Annotated in this window: 17 protein-coding genes; 11 read left to right on the top strand and 6 right to left on the bottom strand. The window is 70.2% G+C overall.

Annotated features, from left to right (window positions below):
- The first annotated feature begins 117 nt into the window (after positions 1 to 117).
- From Pmi06nite_RS33585 to Pmi06nite_RS33575, 3 genes are all read left to right on the top strand, one after another.
- Positions 118 to 1,446, top strand: a complete 1,329-nt coding sequence (locus Pmi06nite_RS33585; RefSeq protein WP_203957202.1) for an aspartate aminotransferase family protein — start codon at positions 118 to 120, stop codon at positions 1,444 to 1,446.
- Entirely contained in the window at positions 1,433 to 2,938 is a 1,506-nt protein-coding gene (locus Pmi06nite_RS33580) for a CoA-acylating methylmalonate-semialdehyde dehydrogenase (protein ID WP_203957201.1), read from the top strand. The genes Pmi06nite_RS33585 and Pmi06nite_RS33580 overlap by 14 nt, the downstream gene beginning before the upstream one ends.
- A 104-nt stretch (positions 2,939 to 3,042) precedes the next feature.
- The gene (locus Pmi06nite_RS33575) at positions 3,043 to 4,239 is read left to right on the top strand and encodes an extracellular solute-binding protein (protein WP_203957200.1); all 1,197 of its coding nucleotides are present in this window, start codon (positions 3,043 to 3,045) and stop codon (positions 4,237 to 4,239) included.
- Here Pmi06nite_RS33575 and Pmi06nite_RS33570 read toward each other — a convergent pair.
- The 3 genes from Pmi06nite_RS33570 to gabT all read right to left on the bottom strand — a co-directional run bounded on the left by Pmi06nite_RS33570 (position 4,160) and on the right by gabT (position 6,502).
- Positions 4,160 to 4,681, bottom strand: coding sequence for a DoxX family protein (locus tag Pmi06nite_RS33570; protein ID WP_203957199.1), 522 nt, complete (start codon positions 4,679 to 4,681; stop codon positions 4,160 to 4,162). The genes Pmi06nite_RS33575 and Pmi06nite_RS33570 overlap by 80 nt on opposite strands.
- Positions 4,682 to 4,720: 39 nt before the next feature.
- Positions 4,721 to 4,969, bottom strand: a complete 249-nt coding sequence (locus tag Pmi06nite_RS33565) for a hypothetical protein (protein WP_239095138.1) — start codon at positions 4,967 to 4,969, stop codon at positions 4,721 to 4,723.
- Between the two features lie 162 nt (positions 4,970 to 5,131).
- Entirely contained in the window at positions 5,132 to 6,502 is a 1,371-nt protein-coding gene (gene gabT, locus Pmi06nite_RS33560) for a 4-aminobutyrate--2-oxoglutarate transaminase (RefSeq protein WP_203957198.1), read from the bottom strand.
- 103 nt (positions 6,503 to 6,605) lie between these two features.
- Here gabT and Pmi06nite_RS33555 point away from each other — a divergent pair, with 103 nt between their 5' ends.
- The gene (locus Pmi06nite_RS33555) at positions 6,606 to 8,039 is read left to right on the top strand and encodes a PucR family transcriptional regulator (RefSeq protein ID WP_239114380.1); all 1,434 of its coding nucleotides are present in this window, start codon (positions 6,606 to 6,608) and stop codon (positions 8,037 to 8,039) included.
- A 3-nt stretch (positions 8,040 to 8,042) separates the two neighbouring features.
- On the opposite strand, the gene Pmi06nite_RS33550 is transcribed toward Pmi06nite_RS33555, so the two are convergent.
- Complete coding sequence (locus tag Pmi06nite_RS33550; RefSeq protein ID WP_203957197.1) at positions 8,043 to 8,669, bottom strand: TetR/AcrR family transcriptional regulator; 627 nt, start codon at positions 8,667 to 8,669, stop codon at positions 8,043 to 8,045.
- Positions 8,670 to 8,884: 215 nt separating this feature from the next.
- Here Pmi06nite_RS33550 and Pmi06nite_RS33545 point away from each other — a divergent pair, with 215 nt between their 5' ends.
- From Pmi06nite_RS33545 to ppk2, 4 genes are all read left to right on the top strand, one after another.
- Positions 8,885 to 10,330 carry an aldehyde dehydrogenase family protein gene (locus tag Pmi06nite_RS33545; RefSeq protein ID WP_203957196.1) on the top strand — a complete coding sequence of 482 codons (1,446 nt, stop codon included), beginning with the start codon at positions 8,885 to 8,887 and terminating at the stop codon, positions 10,328 to 10,330.
- A gap of 83 nt (positions 10,331 to 10,413) precedes the next feature.
- Positions 10,414 to 11,559, top strand: coding sequence for an inorganic phosphate transporter (locus tag Pmi06nite_RS33540; RefSeq protein ID WP_203957195.1), 1,146 nt, complete (start codon positions 10,414 to 10,416; stop codon positions 11,557 to 11,559).
- Positions 11,556 to 11,786, top strand: coding sequence for a hypothetical protein (locus Pmi06nite_RS33535; RefSeq protein ID WP_203957194.1), 231 nt, complete (start codon positions 11,556 to 11,558; stop codon positions 11,784 to 11,786). The genes Pmi06nite_RS33540 and Pmi06nite_RS33535 overlap by 4 nt, the downstream gene beginning before the upstream one ends.
- A gap of 87 nt (positions 11,787 to 11,873) precedes the next feature.
- Positions 11,874 to 12,803 carry a polyphosphate kinase 2 gene (gene ppk2 / locus Pmi06nite_RS33530; protein ID WP_203957193.1) on the top strand — a complete coding sequence of 310 codons (930 nt, stop codon included), beginning with the start codon at positions 11,874 to 11,876 and terminating at the stop codon, positions 12,801 to 12,803.
- 35 nt (positions 12,804 to 12,838) lie between these two features.
- Here ppk2 and Pmi06nite_RS33525 read toward each other — a convergent pair whose 3' ends face one another.
- A complete protein-coding gene (locus tag Pmi06nite_RS33525; protein ID WP_203957192.1) occupies positions 12,839 to 14,269 on the bottom strand; it encodes a hypothetical protein in 1,431 nt (476 codons plus the stop codon).
- Positions 14,270 to 14,381: 112 nt separating this feature from the next.
- On the opposite strand from Pmi06nite_RS33525, the gene dxr reads away from it, so the two are divergent.
- Positions 14,382 to 15,560: a 1-deoxy-D-xylulose-5-phosphate reductoisomerase gene (gene dxr, locus Pmi06nite_RS33520; RefSeq protein ID WP_203957191.1), complete on the top strand. Its 1,179-nt coding sequence runs from the start codon at positions 14,382 to 14,384 to the stop codon at positions 15,558 to 15,560.
- Positions 15,561 to 15,644: 84 nt separating this feature from the next.
- Here the strand turns inward: dxr and Pmi06nite_RS33515 are convergent, their stop codons facing one another.
- Positions 15,645 to 16,607 (bottom strand): oxidoreductase, encoded by a 963-nt coding sequence (locus Pmi06nite_RS33515; protein ID WP_203957190.1) that lies wholly within the window; start codon positions 16,605 to 16,607, stop codon positions 15,645 to 15,647.
- A gap of 79 nt (positions 16,608 to 16,686) precedes the next feature.
- Here Pmi06nite_RS33515 and Pmi06nite_RS33510 point away from each other — a divergent pair, with 79 nt between their 5' ends.
- Positions 16,687 to 17,319 (top strand): TetR/AcrR family transcriptional regulator, encoded by a 633-nt coding sequence (locus Pmi06nite_RS33510; RefSeq protein ID WP_239114379.1) that lies wholly within the window; start codon positions 16,687 to 16,689, stop codon positions 17,317 to 17,319.
- A 196-nt stretch (positions 17,320 to 17,515) separates the two neighbouring features.
- Positions 17,516 to 18,679: a flavodoxin-dependent (E)-4-hydroxy-3-methylbut-2-enyl-diphosphate synthase gene (gene ispG / locus Pmi06nite_RS33505; RefSeq protein WP_203957189.1), complete on the top strand. Its 1,164-nt coding sequence runs from the start codon at positions 17,516 to 17,518 to the stop codon at positions 18,677 to 18,679.
- Positions 18,680 to 18,721 lie beyond the last annotated feature (42 nt).

The following is an 18,721-nucleotide window of genomic DNA, read 5'->3' as shown; positions in this document are numbered from 1 at the left end:
CGTCGGCATGTCCTGACATGCGGGCCCCGCCGGAGCGTTCCACTGTGTAAGGCGAAATCTCGGCATGCCGACAGGTTGCAGGTGGGAGTGGCGGCTCGGAGCAGCGATACTCGAAGTATGTCTCTCCGTGATCCTGAGTCGCCCTCCGGCAGCGCCGACCTGCTCAAACGGCACCGCGCGGTCCTCCCGAACTGGATGGGCCTGTACTACGACGAGCCCATCGAGATCGTCGGCGGCAAGGGCAACCGTGTCGTCGACGCGTCCGGGAAGAGCTACCTGGACTTCTTCGCCGGCATCCTCACCAACATGATCGGGTACGACGTGCCCGAGGTGCGGGAGGCGGTCGAGAGACAACTGGCCACCGGCATCGTGCACACCTCGACGCTCTACCTGATCCGCGCGCAGGTGGAGCTGGCCGAGAAGATCGCCCGGCTCTCCGGCATCCCGGACGCCAAGGTCTTCTTCACCAACTCCGGCACCGAGGCCAACGAGACCGCGCTGCTGCTCGCCACCTACGCCCGCAAGACGGACCAGGTGCTCGCGATGCGGCAGAGCTACCACGGCAGGTCGTTCGGCGCGATCAGCGTGACCTCCAACCGCTCGTGGAAGAACAACTCGCTGTCGCCGCTCAACGTGCACTTCCTGCACGGCGCCGACCGGCACCTCGTCCAGTTCCGCGGGATGTCGGACGCCGACTACATCAAGGCGTGCGTGGACGACCTGCGGCACGTGCTCGCCACCGCGGTCTCCAACGACGTCGCCGCGCTCATCGCCGAGCCGATCCAGGGCGTGGGCGGCTTCACCATGGCGCCCGACGGCCTGTTCGCCGCCTACAAGGAGGTCCTCGACGAGGAGGGCATCCTGTTCATCTCCGACGAGGTCCAGTCTGGCTGGGGCCGTACCGGCTCGGCCTTCTTCGGGATCGAGAACCACGGCGTGACGCCCGACATGCTGACCTTCGCCAAGGGGACGGGGAACGGCTTCGCCGTCGGCGGCATCGTCGCCCGCGCCGACCTGATGGACGGCCCGCACGCCGTCGGCCTGTCGACGTTCGGCGGAAACCCGATCTCCATGGCGGCCGCGAACGCGACCCTCGACTACGTGCTCGACCACGATCTGCAGGCGAACGCCGCCAGGACCGGGGAGATCATCCTCGCCGGCCTGCGCGAGGCGGAGCAGCGCCTCGCCGTCGTCGGAGCCGTGCGCGGCCGGGGTCTGATGTTCGCCATCGAACTGGTCGACCCCGCGACCGGAGCGCCCGCGCCCGCGCTCGTCGCCCGTTTCATGGAGGAGACCAAGAAGCTCGGCCTCCTCGCGGGCAAGGGCGGCCTGTACGGCAACACCCTGCGCATGGCGCCGCCGCTCACGCTCACCGAGGACGAGGCACGAGAGGGCCTGGGCATCCTCGTCACCGCGCTGGAGACGGTCAACGATGAAGCACGTTGACCACTGGATCGACGGCGCCCGCTTCGGGGGAGCCGACGCGCCTCAGGCGCGGTACGCCGAGATCTTCAACCCGGCGACAGGCGAGGTCAGCGGCCGGGTCACCCTCGCGTCCGTGGCCGAGGTCGACGCGGCGGTGGACTCCGCCGCGCGCGCCTTCCCGGGGTGGCGGGACACCTCGCTGGCCAAGCGGGCCCAGACGCTGTTCCGCTTCCGCGAACTGATGGACCGTCACCGCGACGATCTCGCCGCGCTGATCACGGCCGAGCACGGCAAGGTCCACTCCGACGCTCTCGGCGAGGTCGCGCGCGGCCTCGAGGTCGTCGAGTTCGCATGCGGCATCCCGCACCTGCTCAAGGGCGGCTTCTCGGAGAACGTCTCGACCCGGGTCGACTCCTACTCGATCCGCCAGCCCCTCGGCGTCGTCGCGGGGATCACGCCGTTCAACTTCCCGGCGATGGTGCCGATGTGGATGTTCCCCGTGGCCATCGCCGCGGGCAACGCCTTCATCCTGAAGCCGTCGGAGAAGGACCCCTCGGCGTCCCTGCTGATGGCCGAGCTGTGGGCGGAGGCCGGGTTGCCCGACGGCGTGTTCAACGTCGTCCAGGGCGACAAGGTCGCGGTGGACCGGCTGCTGGAGCACCCGGCGGTGCAGGCCGTGTCGTTCGTCGGCTCGACCCCGATCGCCCGGTACGTCTACGAGACGGGGACCGCCCACGGCAAGCGGGTCCAGGCATTGGGCGGCGCCAAGAACCACATGCTCGTGCTGCCGGACGCCGACCTCGACCTGGTCGCCGACTCGGCCGTCTCCGCGGGCTTCGGCTCGGCGGGGGAGCGCTGCATGGCGATCTCCGTCGTCCTGGCCGTCGAGCCGGTCGGCGACGAACTCGTCGAGAAGATCGTCTCCAGGGTCGGGCGGCTGACGGTCGGCCCGGGCGACGATCCCGCGTCCGAGATGGGACCACTGGTGACCGCGGCGCATCGCGACAAGGTGGCCTCCTACCTGGACCTCGGTGTGGAGGAAGGCGCCAAGGTCGTCGTGGACGGCCGGGAGACGCCCGTCTCCGGCGGCCGTGGGAACGGCTTCTGGCTCGGCCCCACAGTGATCGACCACGTGCCGGCGAACTCGCGCGTCCACCGTGAGGAGATCTTCGGCCCGGTCCTGTCGATCGTCCGGGTGCAGTCCTACGAGGAAGGGCTCCGCCTGATCAACACCGGCGAGTACGGCAACGGCACGGCCGTCTTCACCAACGACGGCGGCGCCGCACGGCGCTTCCAGAACGAGGTCGAGGTCGGGATGATCGGCATCAACGTGCCCATCCCGGTGCCGATGGCGTTTTACAGCTTCGGGGGGTGGAAGAACTCGCTCTTCGGCGACACCCATGTTCACGGAACCGAGGGCGTGCACTTCTACACCCGGGGCAAGGTCGTCACCTCGCGCTGGCTCGATCCCTCCCATGGCGGAGTGAACCTGGGCTTCCCCACCAACGGCTGAGCCCGGTGCCCGGGGCAGGACCCCTTCCATGGGCGAAGCGGGGCGGGACGCGGCCACCGGGGCCAGTAGGCTCGTGATGTCCGTCTCGTGAGGGGGTCCGCCCGGTGAGGCTTCGCCGTACACAGCTCGCGGTCGCCACGGCGGCCATGGGATTCCTGGCCGTGGCCTGCGGAGGGAACGGGTCGCCTCGGGCGGTCGAGGCCACGCCGGGGACGGGTGCCGCCGCCGCGACGACTCCCGTCACCGCGCCGGCGACGACCTCGTCCGCCACGCCGAGCGGCTCGGCCACCCCGACGGCGATGGCGTCGGCAGGCCCCGGCGAGGGCGCCTTGCGCGTCCTGGCGATCAGCGGATACGTCGAGTGGGGCGGGACCGACCCGTCGGTCAACTGGGTCGCGCCCTTCGAGACCAAGACCGGCTGCAAGGTGTCGCTCTCGTTCTACGACCCCGGCCTGGAGGCGAAGCCCGGTGGCGCGCCCCTCGGCCCCTTCGACGTGGTCTCGGCCACGCCGGAGATCGCGGGCAGGCTGATCGGCGAGGGCAAGGTCACGCCGCTGAACACGGCGCTCGTGAAGGACTACGCGAAGATCCCCGCGCACCTGCGCGAGCTTCCCGCGTACGCCAAGGACGACCAGGTGTACGGCGTGCCGTACCTGTGGGGGTTCGACGAGGTGCTCTACGACACCACCAAGACCAGGCCGAAGGACGTCGGCGCCCTGTTCACCGACAAGGGGCCGGTGCTGCTCAGGGACGACCCGATGACGATCGCGGACGCCGCGCTCGCTCTCAAGCGGCGGGGCGTCAAGGACCCGTTCGATCTCACCCCGTCCCAGCTGGACGCGGCGGTCGCCCTTCTCACCTCGAACAAGTCCGGGGACAGGGCCTTCTGGCGTGACCCCATCGACGTCGTGGAGGGCTTCGCCTCCGGCTCCGCACGGCTCGCGCAGGGCACGCCGTACCACCTCGACGTGCTGAAGAGCGGGCACAAGCCCGTCAAGGCGCTCGGCCGCCGGCCGCTGACAGGCTGGGTGGACTCGTGGATGGTCGCCGCGGCCGCGGCCCATCCGTCATGCGCCTACCAGTGGCTGGCGTGGACGGCTTCGGCGCAGGCGCAGGGACCGGCGGCCGCCTGGACCGGCCTCGCCCCAGCGAACCCGGCCGCCTGCACGGGCGACGCGAAGCGGGTCTGCACGGACTATCACGTTGGAGACCCGGCGGCCTTCAAGGGCGTCTACTTCGCCGTTCGCCCGGACGACTACGCCCAGTGGGCTGAACGCTGGTCCCAGATAGCTCACGGTTAGCGAGCCAGACGCTGAGGTCGGGTCCGTCCGGCTTCCCGCGGTCTCTACGGCGGCGGATCAGCGTGTCCAGCGCCCAGGTGCCCGGGCCGAGCACGGCGATGAGGAAGAACGACCAGCAGAACAGCGCCGACAGCTCCCCGCCGTTGGTCAGGGGCAGCACGCCTCTCGGCTGGTGCGCCATGAAGTAGGCGAAGGCCATGGACCCCGACGCGATCAGCGCGCCGATCCGGGTGAGGAGCCCGAGGAGGACGAGCCCCCCGCAGAGCGCCTGGATGAGCGCGGCCCACCAGCCGGGCCACGTGCCGAACTCCACCGCGTGACCCATGCCGCGGTTGCCGCCGAACACGTTGAACAACGAGGCCAGGCCGTGGCACATGAACAACATGGCCGCCACCATGCGGAACAACGAGAGCACCGGCCCGTGGAAACGGTCGAATCTCATGAGATCACCTCTTGGGCTCACATGCGGGCCGGCCTCGCGTCACGACATCGCGGCGCGGGAGCGGCGGGGAAGAGGCACCTTGCCTTCCGGTGCGGGCAGCAGCGCCTCGGCGCAGTCGTCACAGGCATGGACGGGGGCGTTGTCGGGGAGCAGGCCGACCTTCACACGGGGGCGGGGCCACTTCTTGTGGCAGACGACGCAGGCGTCGCCCTCGCGTTGAACGGGAGTGAGGCCGGCAGGGTCGAACGTCAGCATGAGCCGGTCGGCACCGTTCGGATTCCAGCCCATTCCCCGTCCCCCCTCGATCGCGTATCGAAACCGTTATAACGTGGTTACGGGCTGTGATCGGCGCGTGTCAGGCCAAGGGGCGGTTAAATCGCGGCATGGCGCGGGCGTTACAACAACAAAAGGGACACCCGACGCTAAGGCGGGTGTCCCTTTTAATCTTATTTAAGCGCTCTGGTCCGCACTGATTGCTCTCTCCAGGATGGAAAGCCCTTCCTCCAGCAGATGGTCGGGAATCACCAGCGGCGGAAGGAACCGGAGCACATTGCCGTACGTGCCGGCGGTGAGCACCAGCAGCCCCTCGGCGTGGCACCTGGCCGCGATCGGGCCGGCGGGCAGCGGGTCCTTGGTGCCGGGGACCACGAGTTCGATCGCCGTCATGGCCCCGCGCCCGCGGACGTCGCCCACGATGCCGAACCGCTCCTGAAGCGAGCGGAGGCGGGGCAACATGATCTCGCCGATGTGCGCTGCCCGCTCGACGAGCTTGTCCTGCTCGATGGTCTCCAGCACGCCGAGGGCCGCCTCGCAGGCGAGCGGGTTGCCACCGTAGGTCCCCCCGAGCCCGCTGGCGTGGACCGAGTCGAGCAACTCCGCGCGGCCCGTGACGGCGGCCAGCGGAAGACCGCCCGCGATGCCCTTGGCCGTGCAGATGATGTCGGGGACGATGCCCTCGTCCTCGCAGGCGAACAGGTGGCCGGTCCTGGCGAACCCGGTCTGGACCTCGTCGGCGACGAAGACGATCCCGTTGGCCCGGCAGAACTCGGCGATCTTCGGCAGGAATCCGCGGGCGGGCTCGATGAAGCCGCCCTCGCCGGCGATCGGCTCGATGACCACGGCGGCGACGTTGGCCGCGCCGATCTGCTTCTCGATCATGTCGATGGCCTGGGCGGCGGCCTCGTCGGCGCAGTTCTCCGGGCCGCTCGGCCAGCGGAACGGGTAGGCCAGCGGCACCCGGTAGACCTCGGGCGCGAACGGGCCGAAGCCGTCCTTGTACGGCATGTTCTTGGCGGTGAGCGTCATCGTGAGGAGAGTCCGGCCGTGGTAGCCGTGGTCGAACACCACGACGGCAGGCCGTCCGGTGGCGTGCCTGGCCACCTTCACGGCGTTCTCGACGGCCTCCGCGCCGCTGTTGACCAGGAACGTGCGCTTGTCGTGGTCGCCGGGCGTGAGCGCGTTGAGCTTCTCGCACACCGTCACATAGGACTCGTACGGCGTGACCATGAAACAGGTGTGGGTGAAGTCGGCCACCTGCTTCTGGACCCGCTCGACCACACGGGGAGCGGAGTTCCCCACGCTCGTGACGGCGATGCCCGAGCCGAAGTCGATGAGGGAGTTGCCGTCCACGTCGACGACGACACCGCCACCGGCGTGGGTCACGAAGATGGGAAGCGTGGTGCCGATGCCGGGGGGCACGGCGGACTGCTTGCGCGCGAACAACTCGCGCGACCGCGGTCCCGGGATCTCGGTGACGAGGCGGCGCTCCTGCGGAAGCCGCGGGCCGCCATGGACGGTGCCGGTGGTGCCTTCGACGGTCATGCCCTCGACGGTACGGCCACCACCTTCACCTGCCGATACGTCGTCATGGCAGAATAAGGCCGTACTTTTGGCCAACTCGGACAAGTTGGGCTTTGGGGGGCTGGTGGCGCCGACGCTGCGCCGGGTGACGGCGATCACGCCGTTGCACCTGGACGTCCTGGCCGGCCATGACGGGCTGGACCGGCCGGTCCGCTGGGTGGCGGTCAGCGAGCTCGAGGATCCCACGCCGTTCCTCGAGGGCGGAGAGCTGGTGCTGACGACCGGCATGCGGCTGACCTCGGGCGACGCCGTGCCGTACGTCTCGCGGCTGGTCGCACGGGGCGCGACGGGGCTGGGTTTCGGGGTGGGACTCGGCCACGACCTGGTGCCGCCGGCCTATGTGGACGCCGCGGCCGCCGCCGGTCTGCCGCTCGTCGAGGTGCCGAGGGACACCCCGTTCATCGCGATCGGCAAGGCCGTCAGCGAACTCATCGCCGCCGAGCAGTACGAGGAGATCAGCCGGGCCTTCGCGGCGCAGGGCCGCCTCACCCGGGCCGCGCTTCAGCCCTCGGGCACCGGGGCCGTCATCGACCGCCTGTCCCGCGAGATCTCCGGCTGGGCGCTCCTGCTCGACGACGAGGGCGCCGTCAGGCACGTCGCGGACGCCACGGGGACGGGCCCGCCGGCGCAGGAGAAGGCCGCCGCGCTGCGCCCCGAACTGGCCCGGCTGAAGAGGACGTCGTCGCCGGCCAGCCTGGCGCTGGCCACGCCCGGCGAACACATGATCGTTCAGCCGCTCGGCCGCCGCGGGTTCTTCGTGGTCGGGGCGGCGCGTCCGTTCTCGCCGATCGAGCACACCGTGGTCAACGCTGCCGGCTCCCTGCTCACGCTCGCTCTGGAACAGGGCCGCGACCAGCGCGTCGCCGCGGGCAGGGTCCGCACCGCCGTGTTCCGCCTGCTGCTGGCCGGACAGGCCGAGGCCGCCGCGGACGCTCTCGCGGCGTTGGGCGGGACCCTGCCGGAGGGGGCCGTGGCCGTACTGGCCTGTGAGACGGCCGACGAGGAGTCACTGACTGAGGCGCTGCCGTGCTTCACCGCGCGGTGGGGCCGGGTGGTCGTCGCGCTCGCCCCCGCCGCCGACGCCGACCGGCTCGCCGAGCGCGCCGCCGGGCACGGCCGGGTCGGCGTGAGCGTTCCCGGAGTCGGCCTCGCCCTCGGCCTCGACCAGGCCGAGCGTGCGCTGGCCTCGGCCGACCCGGTGGCGCACTTCGCCGAACTGGCCGGGCAGGGGCTGCTGGCACTGCTGGAGCCCGGCGCGGCGACGGCGTTCGCGGCCGCCATGCTCGCGCCGCTTCGTGAGTACGGCTCGCGCGGCGACCTGGTCGAGTCGTTGCGGGCCTATCTCGCCAGCAACGGTCACTGGGACGCGGCGGCGCAGCGGCTGGGGATCCACCGGCACACGCTCAGATACCGGATGAAGAGGGTGAGCGAACTGCTCGGCCGTGATCTCGACGATCCCTCGGCACGGGCCGAACTCTGGATCGCGCTGTGCCTGTGAGGGTCAGCCGCTCTTGGTCCGGAAGGAGGAGATCGTGGCGGTGGTGACGGTCTCGTAGGTCTTGGCGTCCTGCAGGTGACCGGCACGTTCCAAGCTGAGCGCGCCCTGCGCGGCGGCCCACAACGCGTCGGCGACCCTCCGGGGCTGCGTGGGGACGAGATAGCCCGCCGAGATGCAGTCGGCGATCACCCGGTCGAAGATGTTCAGCGCGGCGCGGGCGAGAGTCCTCGCCCGCTCACTCGGCACGAACTCGGGGATCGCCCGCTCGAACATGAGGCTGTAGTAGCCCGGCTCGGAAAGGGCGGCGTCGCGGTAGGCGGGACCCAGGGCCAACAGGTAGTCGTAGGGGTCGCTGCGCAGCGGCACGCTTTCCAGACGGCGGCGGAAACGCTCGAAGCCCTCGAGATAGAGCGCCTCGGCCAGGCCTTCCTTGCTGCCGAACATCGTGTAGATGACCTGGGTCGGGCAGTTCGCCTCCGTGGCGATCCGCCGCACGGTGAGGCTCTCCGGCCCGTCCGAGGTGAGGAGCCCGCTGGCGACGTCGAGGAGTCTGGTACGGAGTTCGTCGTAGGTGCTCCGCTGGCCGCGCGCGTAGGCACCCTGAAGACCGAGCGGCGCCGGCGTACCCATCAGCGACGAGCCCTTCTCGAATCGGGTCCTCGCGTCGGACCCGGATGATGACTTAACCATGCGGCTCGGCTTTCAAACCGCTCTGAAACGGAAAACATCCCGAAATTGCGCTGCATTTGTGACGTACCAAACTTGTCCACATCGGTACGCCGCTGACGGGTGATTGTGCTGGGAGGCGTAGAGCCTATCGCGACCTGCTGACATACCGTCAGAACATGGACGTGCGCCGTGATACCGATCTTCGCCCCTTCTGGCTCGCCGGCCGTCCCGTGACGGGAGACGCGAAGCTGACCGTGACCAACTCCCATGACGGGCGAGTCGTCGGCGTCGCCTCCGTGCCGACCCCGGATCAGGTCGAGGAGGCCGTGGCGGCCGCGCACGCCGTGAGCAGGCAGGCCGCGGCGCTTCCTGTCCACGTGCGGGCCGAGGCCCTCGCGCACGTCTCGCGGCGGCTCTCCGAGCGCTCGGAGGAGATCGCTCAGCTGATCACCGCGGAGAACGGCAAGCCGATCCTGTGGGCGAGGGGCGAGGTCGGGCGGGCCGTGGCCACGTTCCGGTTCGCCGCGGAGGAGGCCCGGCGGTTCAGCGGCGCCGTGCAGCGCCTCGACACCGAGCCGGCCGCCCAGGGGCGCCTGGCCTACGTCACGCGCGTGCCGTACGGGCCGGTGCTGGCGATCACGCCGTTCAACTTCCCGTTGAACCTGGTCGCGCACAAGGTCGCCCCGGCCATCGCCGTCGGCGCCCCGATCATCGTCAAGCCCGCGCCCGCGACGCCGCTGTCCTCGCTCGTGCTGGGGGAGATCCTGGCCGAGACCGACCTGCCCGAGGGCATGTTCTCCGTGCTGCCCGTCCCGAACGACCGGGCCGGTGCGCTCGTGGAGGATCCCCGGCTTCCGGTGGTCTCGTTCACCGGCTCGGGCCCGGTCGGGTTCGCGATCAAGGATCAGGTCCCGCGCAAGCACGTCACGCTCGAACTCGGCGGCAACGCCGCCGCGGTCGTCCTCGCGGACGCCGACCTCGACTGGGCGGCGAGCCGGATCGCCCTGTTCTCCAACTACCAGGCCGGCCAGAGCTGCATCGCCGTACAGCGGGTGATCGTCGAGGACTCCGTCGCGGAGGAGTTCACCGGGAAGCTGCTGGCGGCCGTCGGCGCGCTCGTCACGGGAGATCCCGCGGACGAGAAGACCCAGGTCGGGCCGCTCGTCAGCGAGGACGCGGCGGTGCGGGTGGAGGGCTGGGTCACGGAGGCCGTCTCCGCCGGTGCGCGGGTGCTGGCCGGGGGCACGCGGGACGGCGCCGCCTTCACTCCCACCGTGCTGACCGACGTGCCCTCCGACGCGAAGGTCGTCCGCGAGGAGGTCTTCGGACCCGTCATGGTCGTCCAGCGAGTGGGCTCCGTCGACGAGGCGTTCGCCGCGGTCAACGACTCCAAGTACGGCCTGCAGGCCGGCGTCTTCACCCGGAGCCTCGACGCGGCCTTCCGGGCGAACCGCGAACTGGAGGTCGGCGGCGTGATCATCGGCGACGTGCCGTCCTACCGGGCCGACCAGATGCCCTACGGCGGGGTCAAGGAGTCGGGCATCGGCCGCGAGGGACTGCACTCGGCGATGGACGACCTGACGTACGAGAAGGTCATGGTCCTCACCGGCCTGTCACTGTGAGCGATGTCGAATTACTGGTGAACGAGAGGCGAAAAATCGGATAAAGGGGATTATTGCCTCTTTCTTCGCGCAGGGATCGTGACATGGACGCCAACGCCCTGCTCCTGGGAGTCGTCGTCATCACGGCGCTCGCCTTCGACTTCACCAACGGATTCCATGACACCGCCAACGCCATGGCCACCTCGATCGCGACACGGGCGCTGCGTCCGCGCATAGCCGTGGCACTGTCCGCCGTCCTCAACTTCGCCGGCGCGTTCCTGTCGCTGAAGGTCGCGGCGACGATCGCGAGCGGGATCGTCGACAGCGGCGCCGTCACGCTGACCGTCGTGTTCGCCGGCCTGGTCGGCGGCCTGGCCTGGAACCTCCTGACCTGGTATTTCGGCATACCTTCGAGCTCGTCCCACGCGCTGATCGGGGGCGTCGTGGGAGCCACGCTCATCGCCGCGGGAAGCTCCGCCGTGAAGGTGGAGGGCCTGATGTCCAAGGTGATCGTCCCCGCGGTCCTGTCGCCCGCCTTCGCCGGCATGGTGGCGATCGTGGGGACCTTCCTGGTGTACCGGATCACGTGGAACGTCCCGAAGCCGATCAGGACCCGCGGGTTCCGGCTCGGCCAGATCGGGTCCGCGTCGATGGTCTCCCTCGCGCACGGCATGAACGACGCGCAGAAGACCATGGGCGTCATCACGCTGGCGTTGCTCGCCAACCACACGATCAGACCCGCCGAGGGCACGCCGTTCTGGGTGATCGTCGCCTGCGCCCTGACCATCTCGCTCGGCACCTACATCGGCGGCTGGCGGGTGATCAGGACGCTGGGCAAGGGGCTGACCGAGATCGAGAGTCCCCAGGGCTTCGCCGCCGAGGGCTCGTCGGCCGCCGTGATCCTCGCGGCCTCCCACTTCGGGTTCCCCCTCTCCACGACGCATGTGTGCAGCGGCTCAATCGTGGGCGCCGGGATCGGCAAGCGCCTGGCGGAGGTCCGGTGGGGCGTCGCGGGCCGCATGGTGACGGCCTGGCTGATCACGATCCCCGCGGCGGCGCTCGTCGGAGCGGGCGCGTGGAAGGGCGCGGACGTCATCGGCGGGACGGGTGGCGTCGCGGTCGTCTTCGCGCTCGCGGTGGCGTTCGCCGCGGCGCTCTATCTGGCGGCCCGGAGGGTGCCCGTCACGCACGCCAACGTCAACGCGGAGTGGACCGGGACGCTGGACCCGGAGAAGGAGCGAGTCGGGTGAACCAGTATGTCGACGTCGACGCCCTGTGGAAGGTGCTGGTCGCCGGCCTGGCCGGGGGCGTGGGCCTCGTCGCCCTGTTCGCCGTGGGCATGGTCGGGCTGGCCGCGCGGACGACCGCGCACGCGGGATCCCAGGCCAGGGTGGCGGGCCTGGCCCTCGCCGTGGTGTGCTTCACGATCGTCGTCGCCGGTGCGGCGCTCGGGTTGTACGTGATGTTGAAAAAGTGACGGTGCTCTCCCGCAATCTCCTGTTTGAGATGGTTGTGTAGTCTCACCAACTTCTGCGGGACTTCCGAGGTCAGGAGATGTTTGGACATGACCGAGCTGCCGGACCCGGTGGGCGACTGGGAACTGCTGCGCCGTACGCCCGGGCTGACGGTGGTGGACAACGATGACGACGATCCCGTCCTCGTGCGCGCCGACGGGCGGCCCGTGGACACCTGGCGCGAGCACTACCCCTACAAGGAGCGGCTGCCCAGGTCCGACTACGACCGCGACAAGCGACTGCTCCAGATCGAGTTGCTCAAGCTGCAGTACTGGCTGAAGGACACCGGCGGCCGGCTGGTGATCCTCTTCGAGGGCCGGGACGCGGCAGGCAAGGGCGGCACGATCAAGCGGTTCATGGAGCACCTCAACCCACGAGGCGCCAAGGTCGTCGCGCTGGAGAAGCCCTCCGAGCGCGAGCGCACGCAGTGGTACTTCCAGCGTTACGTCAACCACCTCCCGGCCGCGGGGGAGATCGTGATGTTCGACCGATCCTGGTACAACCGGGCCGGGGTCGAGCGGGTCATGGGCTTTTGCAGCCATGAGGAGTACGTGGAGTTCATGAACCAGGCGCCGCAGTTCGAGCGGATGCTCGTGCGCGACGGGATCCACCTGGTCAAGCTCTGGTTCTCCGTGTCGCGGGCCGAGCAGCGGACCAGGTTCGTGATCCGCCAGGTCGACCCGGTCAGGCAGTGGAAGCTCTCCCCGATGGACATCGCGTCACTCGATCTCTGGGACGACTACACCCGTGCCAAGGAGGACATCTTCCTCAACACCGACACGGCCGACGCGCCCTGGACGATCATCAAGAGCAACGACAAGAAGCGTGGCCGCCTGGAGGCCATGCGGTATGTGTTGTCGCTCTTCGAGTACGAGGACAAGGACCTGTCGGTTGTCGGAATGCCCGACCCCGCCATCGTCAGGTCGGCCGTCGACATCGTCGACGAGGACAACGCCGAGCCGCTGAATCCGCTCGCCTAGCCGACGAGCGGCGCGCCTGGCCCGGGACGACCTGGTCAGGCGCCCTCGGCCAGCCGGAACAGGTCCTGGGTGGCGGTGCTGAAGTAGGGCCCGTACATCGTGCCGCGGTCGTTGCTGTACTTGAAGCTGCTCACCGAGGTGAGCGTGCCGCGGCCCGTCGCCGGATCGAAGTCGGTGAGCCACGGGCCGCCGCTCGCGCCCGCCGTCAGATCGCAGCGCAGACCCTGATCCTGGGTCTGGCCCTGCGGGTCGCCGTGCACGGCGCCCGCGCAGTACAGCAGGTGCTCGCCGTCGTAGGGCGGGTCGGCGGGGAACCCGAAGCCGTAGGTGCGCACGCCGCGCTTGGGGAAGAAACCGATCTCCTGGCCGCCTACCAGGTCGGTCAGGTGCCGTGCGCCGTGGCGGGTCACCGCCACCATGCCCACGTCGTAGTCGTCGTCGCCGCCTCGCGACCACGGCCCGGGCACGAACATCCGCCGGGCGGAGAAGGCGCCGTACGGCTGCCGCCCGCCCTGGTAGCCCGGGACGAAGGTCCAGTTCTCGGCCCAGGGCCCCGCGCCGTCCTTGACGCAGTGGCCCGCGGTGACGACCACGTCGCGGTTGTCGCTGCGCACGGCGCTGGCCGAGCACACGAAGTCGACGCCCTTCATCGTGAGGAACACCCGGCCGGTCGTCCTGGTCACCGATCCGCCCGATCCCCAGTGCGAGCCGTTCGTGGTGGACGCCGGGGCCGCGATGGCCTGCCGGGTGGATTTGGACTGCCTCAGGCGTGCGGCCTGGTCGCTGTCACGCATCGCCCCACCGGGCACGGCCAGGCCGCGCCGCAGGGCGCCCCCGGGCTTCACCTGCCGGGGGGCGGGCCCGCCCCGGTCGCGCAGGAACTTCGCGGGAAGCGGCAGCGGCCGGCCCGCCGCGAGGAGATCCGGATCGGTGAGCGCCTGTCCCTGGGCGGTGAGCTTCTTCACCGGGCCGGTGAGCGCCCGTCCCGGGGTGGGGAGCGTCCTCCCCGGGTTCTGCGCCGGGCCGGTCTTCTCCCGCGTGGTCTTCTCCGGGGTGGTGAGCTCCTTCGCCCGGGCGGCGAGGTCACGGGTGGGGAGCGCCTTGCCCGGATCGTTCAGCCCGTCGGCGAGCGATCCGACGGGCGCCGGCAGGATCGCGGCCGGGCTTTCGCCGGCTCCGGCGGGTGCCGGCAGGATGGCGGCCGGGCCGTGGCCGGTTTCGCCGGGTGTGGGCAGCACGCCCCGGGTCACTCCGCCGATCTTCCCGGCCCCGCCGACGTCGCCGATCGCGGGGAGCAGGTCGATCGGGACCGCCCGCGCCATCCGCTCAGGAGTCCAGTAACCGCCGAGCGCCGGCGCCACGGCGTGTTCCACGATGTCCGTCACAGGATCTCCCTGACCTGCGGGAGTTGTCAGGAGCCCGGCGGCCAGGGTGACGACGGCAAGCAGGGGGAGGCTCGGAGTCATGGCACCCGAGTCTGGACCACCATCGGTGGTCACGTGACTACTTTCGGTAAATCCCGCACTGCCCGGCTTCGACTGTGCTGTGGGCGGCCCGACCCTCGGGGACAATGGGAAGGTGACTTCCCAATCACGGTCGATCGTGGTGCTCGGCTCGACGGGCTCCATCGGCACTCAGGCGCTCGATGTCGTGGCCCGTGCGGCGGACCGGTTCCGGGTGGTGGGGCTGGCGGCCGGAGGCGGCAGGGTGGATCTGCTCGCCCGCCAGGCGGCTGCGTACGGCGTCGAGGCGGTCGCCGTCGCGGACACGGGAGCCGTGCCGGCGCTCACGGAGGCGCTCGCGGCGCACGGCGCCCGGCCCAAGATCCTCGCCGGCCCCGAGGGAGTGGCCGAACTGGCCGCGTGGTCCTGCGACGTGGTGCTGAACGGGATCACCGGGGCGCTCGGGCTGACCTCCACGCTCGCGGCGCTCGAGGCGGGGCGGGTGCTCGCCCTCGCCAACAAGGAATCGCTGATCATCGGTGGGCCGCTGGTGAAACGCCTGGCGGCTCCGGGGCGGCTGCTGCCCGTCGACTCCGAGCACTCCGCCCTGGCCCAGTGCCTGTGGGCGGCGGGCCCGGCCGGGGCTGAGGCGAAAGCCGTACGACGCCTGATCGTGACGGCGAGCGGCGGCCCGTTCCGCGGCAGGACGCGGGCGGAACTGGGCGACGTGACGCCGGAGATGGCGCTCAACCACCCGACGTGGAGCATGGGCCCCGTGATCACCGTGAACTCGGCCACCCTGGTCAACAAGGGGCTCGAGGTCATCGAGGCGCACCTGCTGTTCGACATCGGCTTCGACCGGATCGAGGTCGTGGTCCATCCTCAGTCGATGATCCACTCGATGGTGGAGTTCACCGACGGCTCGACGATCGCCCAGGCGAGTCCGCCGGACATGCGGCTGCCGATCTCCCTGGCCCTGGGCTTCCCCGACCGCGTCCCCGGCGCGTCCCCGGCGGTCGACTGGACGACCGCCCACACCTGGACCTTCGATCCGCTCGACGACGAGGCGTTCCCGGCGGTGGCGCTGGCCCGCCACGTCGGCACCCTGGGCGGTACGGCTCCCGCGGTCTACAACGCGGCCAACGAGGTGTGCGTGGAGTCCTTCCTCAAGGGGGGCCTGCCGTTCCTCGGCATCGTCGACACCGTGGAGCGGGTCGTCGCCGAGCATTCCGCGGGCCCCGCGTCGTCGGTCGAGGAGGTCCTCGCGGCCGACTCCTGGGCCAGGTCGCGCGCCGCCGAGCTGACGACCGCCTGAGCCCCGCCGACGAGTCGTGCGCCGGCTCCCTCAGTGGTCGTCGCCGTCGATCGGCCGGGAGCGGGAGCCGGGAGGAAGCAGCGGTCAGGACGGTACGACACGTGCCGCCCCGACCGGATAGGTGACGCCGGTCAGCCGCTCGGACTCCTGCCATAGGCGGCGTTGTGCCGCGATGTCGTAGGAGGCGGCGCTGGACTGGACGCGGGCGGGATGCCCGGTGAACTGAGCTCGGCCCGGCGGGCCGTAGTAGTCGCCGCCACGCACATCCGGGTCGACCGCGGCGCGTACGGCGGCCAAGGCCGCCACCTGCGGACTCTGCATCAGCCACCAGGTGAGCATCCGGAACTGGGGGCGCATCAGGACTCTGACCGGGAGGGGCATCTCCCGGCCGAACTCGGTGCGCGCGTTGCCGGGGTGGGCGGCCACCGCGACGGTCGGCGCACCGGCCGCCGCCAGCCGCCGTTGCAGTTCATAGGTGAACATGAGGTTCGCCAGCTTGGCCTGGAAGTACGCGTGCGTGTACCGGTACCCGCGGGTGAAGTTCAGGTCGTCGAAGTCGACGGCTCCTCGCCGATGCCCGATGCTGCTCACCGTGACGACCCGGGACCCGGGTACGGCCAGCAGCCGGTCCAGGACCAGCCCGGTGAAGGCGAACGGGCCGAGGTGGTTGGTGGCGAAGGTCGACTCGAAGCCGTCCTCGGTGACCGCGTACCGCGGCCTGACCCCGCCCGCATTGTTGATGAGCAGGTCGACCCGGGGGTGGCCGGCCCTGAGCTGTTCGGCGGCGCTCCGGACGGAGGGCAGTGACGCCAGGTCGAGTTGCAGCGTGTGGACCGTCGAATCCGGCACCGAGGCGGTGATACGGGCCGCGGCCTCCGCCGCCTTGCCCGCGTTCCGGCAGGCCAGGATCACGGTGGCGCCGTGCTCGGCGAGCAGCTTGGCGGTCTCGAAGCCGATCCCCGTGTTCGCTCCGGTGATCACGGCGGTGCGTCCTCGCTGGCCGGGTATGTCGGCGGACGTCCAGCGCCGCCTCGTGCTCGGGGTCATCTGATGCTCCGATCCGCCGATATAATCGGGACTGCCATCCCGTTTTCTTGAATATACGGGACGGCCATCCCGTTTGTCGATGGTGAGAGAGAGGTACGGCTCCGCGATGGCGGACAAGCCCACCGCGACCGATGCCGACGGTCGGAAGCCCGGCAGGGCGCTGCGCGCCGACGCCCGACGCAACCGTGCCCGGGTGCTGCAGGTGGCGGCTGAGATCTTCGCGACGGAGGGACTGTCCGTGCCGGTGCACGAGATCGCCCGCCGCGCGGGCGTGGGCACCGGCACCGTCAGCCGCCACTTCCCCACGAAGGAGGAGTTGTTCGCGGCGATCCTGCTCGACCGCATGGAGCACCTCAGCGGCCAGGCGGACGCGCTCGCCGAAGGCCACGACGCCGGAACGGCGTTCTTCACCTTCTTCGCCACGCTGGTCCACGAGGGTGCGCAGCACCGTGGGCTGGCCGAAGCCCTGGCCGGCGCCGGCTACGACGTGGAGACCGCCGCCGCTGAGGCGGGCCACGACGTGCCGGGCCGGCTGCGAACCATGCTCGCCCGCGCGCAGGAGTCGGGGGCGGTGCGGGCCGACATCACGTATCCGGATGTGAAAGCCCTCATGGCGGGCTGTCTCTCGCGCGAGGTCGACGACGCCCACGGGGACGCGCTGATCCGGCTCGTCACGGTGGTGTGCGAAGGGCTTCGAGCCCGGCCGAGCTGAGCAGGTCGGGTCCCGTGCACAGGAACCGGGAGTGCCAGGGGCGGGGCGCCGTTAGGTGTTCTCCCAGGTCAGATCGGGTGGCCTGGATGAACGGCGATGAAACCTTCATCCTGTGACGCCCGGCTGCCGCTCAGCGCGCCCGCTGGATTGCCTAAACTGATGAAGTCGCCCGATAGCCAGTGCAAAAGGGACTGAAATGTCTGTTGATCTCGGCATTCCTTCGGTTAGATCCCAGCCGATCGCTTCGAGGAGGGTGTCCCGTCAGATCATGGTCGGCTCGGTTCCGGTCGGCGGTGACGCGCCGGTCTCGGTGCAGTCGATGACCACCACGCTCACCTCCGACGTCAACGCGACGCTGCAGCAGATCGCCGCGCTCACCGCGTCCGGTTGCCAGATCGTGCGCGTCGCCGTCCCGTCGCAGGACGACGCCGACGCGCTTCCCATGATCGCGAAGAAGTCGCAGATCCCCGTCATCGCGGACATCCACTTCCAGCCGAAGTACGTCTTCGCGGCGATCGACGCCGGCTGCGCGGCGGTCCGGGTCAACCCCGGCAACATCAAGAAGTTCGACGACAAGGTCGGCGAGATCGCCCGCGCCGCGCAGGCCGCCGGCACCCCGATCAGGATCGGCGTCAACGCCGGTTCGCTCGACCCGCGCCTGCTCCAGAAGTACGGCAAGGCCACCCCTGAGGCGCTGGTCGAGTCGGCGCTGTGGGAGTGCTCGCTGTTCGAGGAGCACGGCTTCCGCGACATCAAGATCTCGGTCAAGCACAACGACCCCGTCGTGATGGTCCAGGCCTACCGCCTGCTGGCCCAGCGGTGCGACTACCCGCTGCACCTCGGCGTGACCGAGGCCGGGCCGGCCTTCCAGGGCACCATCAAGTCGGCCGTCGCCTTCGGCGCCCTGCTCGCGGAGGGGATCGGCGACACCATTCGCGTCTCGCTGTCCGCGCCTCCGGTCGAGGAGGTCAAGGTGGGCATCCAGATCCTGGAGTCGTTCAACCTGCGGCAGCGCGGCCTGGAGATCGTCTCCTGCCCCTCCTGCGGCCGGGCCCAGGTCGACGTTTACACGCTCGCCGAGCAGGTGCAGGCCGGCCTCGAGGGGCTCAAGGTGCCGCTCCGGGTCGCCGTCATGGGGTGCGTCGTCAACGGGCCCGGCGAGGCCAGGGAGGCCGACCTCGGCGTCGCCTCCGGCAACGGCAAGGGCCAGATCTTCGTGAGGGGCGAGGTCATCAAGACGGTCCCCGAGTCGCAGATCGTGGAGACGCTCATCGAGGAGGCCCTGCGGCTGGCCGAAGAGATGGGCGTCGACGTGGACCTCGACGACGACGCCCCCGGCCCCGAGGTCGTCGTCCAATAACACTGATTTACAGTACGCAATCGCTTGGCTACACCTTGTCAA

The sequence above is a fragment of the Planotetraspora mira genome (assembly GCF_016863275.1).
In the GTDB taxonomy this organism is placed as follows: Bacteria; Actinomycetota; Actinomycetes; order Streptosporangiales; family Streptosporangiaceae; genus Planotetraspora; species Planotetraspora mira.
The sequence above is the reverse complement of the archived record's forward strand: the minus strand, read 5'-3'. Positions and strand labels throughout refer to the sequence as shown.

Bases quoted from the DNA above. Each gene is read 5' to 3' on its own strand.
- Pmi06nite_RS33585 (WP_203957202.1), top strand. From the start codon at position 118: ATGTCTCTCCGTGATCCTGAGTCGCCCTCCGGCAGCGCCGACCTGCTC.
- Pmi06nite_RS33580 (WP_203957201.1), top strand. From the start codon at position 1,433: ATGAAGCACGTTGACCACTGGATCGACGGCGCCCGCTTCGGGGGAGCC.
- Pmi06nite_RS33570 (WP_203957199.1), bottom strand. From the start codon at position 4,681: ATGAGATTCGACCGTTTCCACGGGCCGGTGCTCTCGTTGTTCCGCATG.
- Pmi06nite_RS33565 (WP_239095138.1), bottom strand. From the start codon at position 4,969: ATGGGCTGGAATCCGAACGGTGCCGACCGGCTCATGCTGACGTTCGAC.
- gabT (WP_203957198.1), bottom strand. From the start codon at position 6,502: ATGACCGTCGAAGGCACCACCGGCACCGTCCATGGCGGCCCGCGGCTT.
- Pmi06nite_RS33550 (WP_203957197.1), bottom strand. From the start codon at position 8,669: ATGGGTACGCCGGCGCCGCTCGGTCTTCAGGGTGCCTACGCGCGCGGC.
- Pmi06nite_RS33545 (WP_203957196.1), top strand. From the start codon at position 8,885: ATGGACGTGCGCCGTGATACCGATCTTCGCCCCTTCTGGCTCGCCGGC.
- Pmi06nite_RS33540 (WP_203957195.1), top strand. From the start codon at position 10,414: ATGGACGCCAACGCCCTGCTCCTGGGAGTCGTCGTCATCACGGCGCTC.
- ppk2 (WP_203957193.1), top strand. From the start codon at position 11,874: ATGACCGAGCTGCCGGACCCGGTGGGCGACTGGGAACTGCTGCGCCGT.
- Pmi06nite_RS33525 (WP_203957192.1), bottom strand. From the start codon at position 14,269: ATGACTCCGAGCCTCCCCCTGCTTGCCGTCGTCACCCTGGCCGCCGGG.
- Pmi06nite_RS33515 (WP_203957190.1), bottom strand. From the start codon at position 16,607: ATGACCCCGAGCACGAGGCGGCGCTGGACGTCCGCCGACATACCCGGC.
- Pmi06nite_RS33510 (WP_239114379.1), top strand. From the start codon at position 16,687: ATGGTGAGAGAGAGGTACGGCTCCGCGATGGCGGACAAGCCCACCGCG.
- ispG (WP_203957189.1), top strand. From the start codon at position 17,516: ATGTCTGTTGATCTCGGCATTCCTTCGGTTAGATCCCAGCCGATCGCT.